6 protein-coding genes are annotated in these 5,987 nt (G+C 58.9%); 4 read left to right on the top strand and 2 right to left on the bottom strand.

Annotated features, from left to right (window positions below):
- The first annotated feature begins 68 nt into the window (after positions 1-68).
- Both rpmG and C5O24_RS10090 read left to right on the top strand, forming a co-directional pair.
- Positions 69-257: a 50S ribosomal protein L33 gene (gene rpmG / locus C5O24_RS10095; protein ID WP_107033239.1), complete on the top strand. Its 189-nt coding sequence runs from the start codon at positions 69-71 to the stop codon at positions 255-257.
- Between the two features lie 18 nt (positions 258-275).
- Positions 276-425, top strand: a complete 150-nt coding sequence (locus tag C5O24_RS10090) for a DUF4295 domain-containing protein (protein ID WP_107035034.1) — start codon at positions 276-278, stop codon at positions 423-425.
- A gap of 382 nt (positions 426-807) precedes the next feature.
- Here C5O24_RS10090 and C5O24_RS10085 read toward each other — a convergent pair whose 3' ends face one another.
- Positions 808-1,890, bottom strand: coding sequence for a redoxin domain-containing protein (locus C5O24_RS10085; protein ID WP_107035035.1), 1,083 nt, complete (start codon positions 1,888-1,890; stop codon positions 808-810).
- A gap of 362 nt (positions 1,891-2,252) precedes the next feature.
- Here C5O24_RS10085 and C5O24_RS10080 point away from each other — a divergent pair, with 362 nt between their 5' ends.
- Positions 2,253-2,885, top strand: coding sequence for a trimeric intracellular cation channel family protein (locus C5O24_RS10080; RefSeq protein WP_107681781.1), 633 nt, complete (start codon positions 2,253-2,255; stop codon positions 2,883-2,885).
- Positions 2,886-2,928: 43 nt separating this feature from the next.
- The gene (locus C5O24_RS10075; protein ID WP_371131558.1) at positions 2,929-3,795 is read left to right on the top strand and encodes an alkaline phosphatase family protein; all 867 of its coding nucleotides are present in this window, start codon (positions 2,929-2,931) and stop codon (positions 3,793-3,795) included.
- Between the two features lie 88 nt (positions 3,796-3,883).
- Here C5O24_RS10075 and C5O24_RS10070 read toward each other — a convergent pair.
- On the bottom strand, positions 3,884-5,987 hold a 2,104-nt coding region (locus C5O24_RS10070; protein ID WP_107681779.1), incomplete at its 5' end, for a 4-alpha-glucanotransferase.

Below are 5,987 nucleotides of genomic sequence, written 5' to 3'. Positions count from 1 at the left end.
CCGTTATCAAGGAAGTTGGTCAGAAGGGTTATTTAACGGAAATCAAATATTTAGCATTTTAATCGACGATGGCAAAGAAAGCTAAAGGCAATCGCGTGCAGGTAATACTCGAATGCACCGAACACAAGGCCAGCGGGATGCCCGGCACTTCGCGCTACATCACCACAAAGAACCGCAAGAACACTACCGAGCGCCTCGAACTCAAAAAGTACAATCCGATCCTCAAGAAAGTGACTGTACATAAGGAAATCAAATAATCGTAACACCACCAGGATATGGCAAAGAAAACCGTCGCAAGCCTTCAGAAAGGCGAAGGACGCACCTACAGCAAAGTGATTCGCGTTGTGAAGTCGCCCAAGACAGGCGCCTACACATTCCAGGAACAGATGGTGCCCAACGACGCCGTGAAGGACGCTCTCAAGTAAGCATTCCCCTCACCACGCGTATATAAGACAACGCAATCCTGCGACCGACCTCCGCAATGGAGCAACGCAGGCCTGCGCACTGAATATAATCATAGAAGAGCGCTGAAAGTCAATCCGACTTCCGGCGCTCTTCCTGCGTATATGCGCCGCCGTGGAAATGGACAAGTGTTTCAGTCCCGTCGATGCTGTCGGGATAACGGGGGCATGGCAAAGATGTCGCGGATGCAAGCGGATGGCGAAAGCCGGAGAGGTACCATGGCAATGGGGATGATGCGGTAGACTCCGTCGTGTCGAGCTTACGCCGGGAGTGGATATGACAGACCCCGCCGGGACGCTTCGTGCGCGGCGGGGTCTGCTGTATGCGGTTTGTGGCGATAGCCTGTCAGAGGTAGCGGGCGAGCGACTGCTGCAGGGTGGTGATGTCGTCGACGCGCTCGGCGATCTCTCCGTTGGCCACGATAAACGTGGTGGGGAGCGCTGTCACATTGTATTTCAGAAGGTTTTCGGCCGACGCGGTCGATGGGTTGTAGACCGTGATCCAGGGCAGTGTTCTTGCAGCCTGTTTCCATACGTATTCGTCGGGGTCAACGCTGACCTGGTAGATGGTCATGCCGCGGTCGTGGAAAAGCTCGTAGGCCTTGTTGAGCTCGATATTGTAGGCCGGGGCTGCCTCGGCGCTGTAGACGGTGAAGTTGAGCACCACCACTTTGTTGGCGGCTGCGGCATCCGACAGTTTCTGCATCTGTCCCTTGTCGTCGTAGAGCGATATGTCGATCAGCGGCACCTCTTCGGCTGTGACGGTCTGGGTGGCCGATGGCTGGCGCGACGACAGGAACAGGCGCTTCAGATAGGCTGTGCGCGGGTCGTTGGGGCGATACTGGTCGAAGGCGTTGGCCACGGCTCCAATGATGCGTATGTCGGTTTTGTTGGTCGGATCGTAGAGGGGCTTGCCGTTGAGTTTCTTGTTGAGGATGTAGTACGACACTATTCCGGCCGGATCGGCAAGCATGATTTTGGCCAGTTCGCGCTTGAGCACACTGTCGGTCTGTATGCCTTGGCCGCTGTTGCCTGCAAGGGCGGCCATGAGCTGGCGGTCTACCGACATGAGGCGCTGCGCTGCGTCGCTGCCGTCGAGCGTGTACTCCTTGTCGAAAGCGTCGGCGCGGCTCACCACGGTGACCGTCTCAATGCTGTCGATCGGGAAATAAAGGGTCTTGTCGGCCAGACGCAGGCGATAGATGTCGGGGTATCCGGCCGCCTTGTGCGATATGGTGAAGTTGCCCGATTTTGGGAGTTTCACGGAGTCGAGAGCATACCAGCGTCCGTTGGTCGACGCTTCAAGCAGGAGTGTCTGATCGTCGGCGCCCTCGATCTGGCCATTGACGGTCCACTCGTTTTTGCCCGTGCAGGCGGTCATGAGAGCCGCTGTAGCCATAAGGGCTATGCCATGTATTATTTTCATCATTGATATGGAATGTGTCTTTTGTTTCTCGAAATGTTATTTTCTGCAAATTTAGCTATAAATCACGAAATGTCGGCACCCCGCGCCTCAAAAAACGCATCGGACGTTTATCGTTTTATATATTGTTTCATATTGTTTTCGACATGCATGCCGCCTCGGCGGCGGGCGTGATGGGCGCGGTCGTGGAGGGTCTGTCGGCAGCGATCTGAACGTTGTGATGTCTGAGCCGTAGGGCGGCGGAGCAAAATTGGAAAAAATTGCTTAAATTTGCGGTAACGTATGCTGGCGTTTGTCGGTGGCGGTGTGTGACGTGCGTCGCTGCCGACTGACGTTCAGGTAGTTTTGCTTATCACAGATCTGTTGCAATGGATTCTACGACTTTCCTGTTTATAATAGAGATGATCGGCACTGCGGCCGCCGCCATAAGCGGCATCCGTCTGGCAGCCAACAAGAGCTTCGACTGGTTCGGAGCCTATACCGTCGGTCTGGTGACAGCCATCGGAGGCGGAACCCTCCGCGATGTGCTCCTCGATATCCCGCTGTTCTGGATGCAGTCGGCATGGTATCTTGCCGTGACAGCCATGTCGCTTGCCACGGTGATAATGTTGCGCCGGCAGCTCGTCAGATCCGACCGGATACTGTTTATATTCGACTCGATCGGTTTGGCTCTGTTCTGTGTCATAGGCATACAGAAGACCCTTGCCGCAGGCTATCCCATGTGGGGGGCGGCGGTGATGGGGGTCATCACGGGTGCTTTCGGCGGAGTGCTCCGCGACATACTCATCAATGAGGCGCCGCTGATATTCAGCAAGGATATATATGCCACGGCATGTCTGGCCGGGGCGCTGGTCTACTGGCTTGTGATGCTGCTCGGAGGAGGCTACGTGTGCCAGGGACTGGCATGTGCGGCCACCGTCATACTGCTCCGTGTGCTCGCCTTGCGCTACAATCTCGCGCTCCCCTCCCTGTCGGCAATACCTGTCAACAACAATAAATAATCGCGAAATGAGAATCAAAAGTCTGTTAGTGGCGGCTGCACTTATGGCCGCAGTGATGCCGGCGGGCGCCAAGCGTATTGCCGACCATGTGATTCTTATCGGTCTTGACGGATGGGGCGCCTACAGTGTGGAACGCGCCGATATGCCGCGCGTGAAGGCTGAGATGGAGCGCGGAAGCTGGACTCTGGCCAAGCGTTCGGTGTTCCCCTCGTCGAGCGCTCCCAACTGGGTGTCGATGTTCATGGGAGCGGGGCCGGAGCTGCACTGCTACACCGAATGGGGTTCGCAGACGCCTGAATTCCCTTCGCGACTGATCGGCGACAACGGCATATTCCCAACTGTGTTTCAGATCGCACGCCGGCAGATGCCGCAGGCCGAGATCGGATGTCTTTATGAGTGGGACGGCATAAAGCATCTTGTAGACACTCTCTCGCTGAGCTATCACGCCCTTGCTCCCGACTATGAGCGCAATCCCGAATTGCTCGCCGACATGGCAGCGGGGTATATAAAGACAAAAAAACCGGTGCTGGCGGCCATCTGCTTCGACAATCCCGACCATTCGGGTCATACCGACGGACATGACACTCCGGGCTATTACGCCACACTGGCGCAGCTCGACGTGTATGTGGGCCGTGTCATCGACGCTCTCAAGGAGGCCGGCATCTATGAAAACACGGCTATCATACTCACATCCGACCATGGCGGTATCGACAAGGGTCACGGCGGACGCACCATGATGGAGATGGAAACCCCCTTCATCATTTCCGGCATGGGAGTGAAGAAAGCCGGGGAGTTCAAGGAGAGCATGATGCAGTATGACGTTGCCTCGACCATCGCATGTCTGCTCGGACTGGAACAGCCCCAGGTATGGGTGGGCCGCCCGATGAAGCAGGTGCTCGAAACCGAGTGATCAGGAGATACCATTGATTTTATGGAATAAGGCCTATGGGACCGCTTGATCCTATAGGCCTTTGCTGTATTTCCCGGTGTCGCTGTGCTCAGCGCTTGCGGGAGCGCATCCAGGCGTTGAGGCCTGTGGCCTCGTTGAGCTGCTGCAGTGTGATGTGCATGCGGTAGTTCCACGGATTGTGAGGATCGGCCGGATCGTTGATCTGTTCCGCGGCGGGATCCTCGCGGTGGAGCGCAGTGTCGTCGGCGGTGGCCAGCCAGTCCTGCAACGGTAGGATGACGAGCATCGACGGCGACTGCAGATGCATATCCACTATGCGGCGCGCCGTGTCGGGTTGGAGTATGCCGGGGGCTTCGCCCGACTCCCGGAGCACGCCGGTCCAGTAGCGCTGTGCGCGCTGGCGGTCCTGCTGCCACCAGAGCCGTAGCGGCGGCATGTCGTGGGTGGAGGTGGTGGCCACCGATGTGTAGGGGTATGAGGCCGTGTCGGCAAACTCGCGGTCGACGGCGTCGGGCATCCGCTGCACTTTAAGCGACAGGATGCGGAGCCGGTGGAGCACGTCGGGCACGCATGCCGGTATCATGCCGAGATCCTCTGCGCACGTGAGCATCGGGGTTGCGTCGATCAGCGGCGGCAGTTTCCATAGTGCCTGACGGCGCCAGAAGTCATCGTTGCGCACATAGTAGAAGTCGTGGTAGAGTGCGTCGTAGGCGCGTCGCTGCTCCTCGCTGAGAGCGCGGTAGGCGGCAGTGTGCGATCCGTCGATGCGCGGATGATAGGCTTCGGGCCGCTCGCTGTCGGGCAGAAACAGCACGTCGTCGATCAGCCCGAGCAGACGTTCGCGCATTGCGGCGTCGGGTCGTTCCTCGCAGGGCAGAGCATGGAAGTGGCGGAGCATGTCGCGCTGGGTCTGGAATCCCTGGCGCAGCAGATAGTGGCCCTGAGCCTGCGGGTCGGGCATGAGATATTGCTCGCGTATGTCGCCGGTGTATGCGCCGAACGTGTCGGACAGCACGCTGTCGGTGATCCATGGCGTGGCGTGGAGATGTTCGTCGAAGCCGAAGTTGTAGCTGTCGCGCATCTCGGCGGGTGTCAGCGGCAGTGCGGGGCTGAAAGTGCCGAGCAGGCCGTGGGTCTGCTGCGACGGAATCTGCCAGATGCGGAAAAATCCGAGTATATGGTCTATGCGGTAGGCGTCGAAGTAGTCGGCCATCTTGCCGAACCGTGCGCGCCACCACGCGAATCCGTCGCGGGCCATCGCCTGCCAGTTGTAGGTGGGGAATCCCCAGTTCTGACCCAGGCGGGCAAAGGGGTCGGGCGGTGCTCCGGCCGAGGTGTCGAGATTGAAGAGCTGGGGCCATTGCCATGCGTCGACGCTCGTGGGCGATATTCCGATAGGTATGTCGCCCTTGAGGCATATCCCTTTGAGGTGGCAGTAGTCGCGCACGTGGCGCAGCTGCCGGTCGAGATGATACTGCACGAAGTAGTGCAGGCCGATTTCCCGCTCGTGTTGTTTTGCGAGGCGCTTTATGAGTGTGGGGTGAAACCGTGCGTATTCGCCCCACTGGCGGTAGTCGGGCGTGTGGTGCAGGTCGCGCAGGGTGCAGTAGGCGGCGTATGGGAGCAGCCATGTGGAGTTGCGGCTCACGAAGTCGCGGTATTCGGCTGTGGCGCGGGTGGCTTCCCCCTCCATCTCGTAGAGCCGGCGGGCGTAATCGAGTTTCAGCCGCAGCGCTCCGGCGTAGTCGGCGGCCGGGAGTGCGTTGAGCGTGGCGGCGCGGCGGCGCATTTCAGCGGTGGCTTCCGCATCGTTGAGCGATCCCATGGCCTCCGGCCGGAGATACACCGGATTGAGCGCGAATGTCGATATGGCGTTGTAGGGATATGCGTCGCCGGCGTCATACGCCTTTGTGGTGTCGTTGACCGGGAGTATCTGTATGATGCTCTGTCCGGTGGCGGCGGCCCAGTCGGCCAGTGGCATCAGGTCGTAGAAGTCGCCTATGCCGTAGTCGTCGGGCGAACGCAGGGAAAATACCGGCACGGCGGTGCCCGATGCTTTCCAGAGCGGCATCGGGTCGGTGTAGGGGGAAAGCTCTACGATCCGGCTGAAGCTGTCGCTGTCGGGGGCGTCGGGCAAGCGGAGATTGTCGCCCGCGGGCCATGCGACGGATGCATCGCGCCCTATGGATATG

Origin of the sequence: Paramuribaculum intestinale (assembly GCF_003024925.1) — a bacterium.
Classification (GTDB): Bacteria; Bacteroidota; Bacteroidia; order Bacteroidales; family Muribaculaceae; genus Paramuribaculum; species Paramuribaculum intestinale.
The sequence above is the reverse complement of the archived record's forward strand: the minus strand, read 5'-3'. Positions and strand labels throughout refer to the sequence as shown.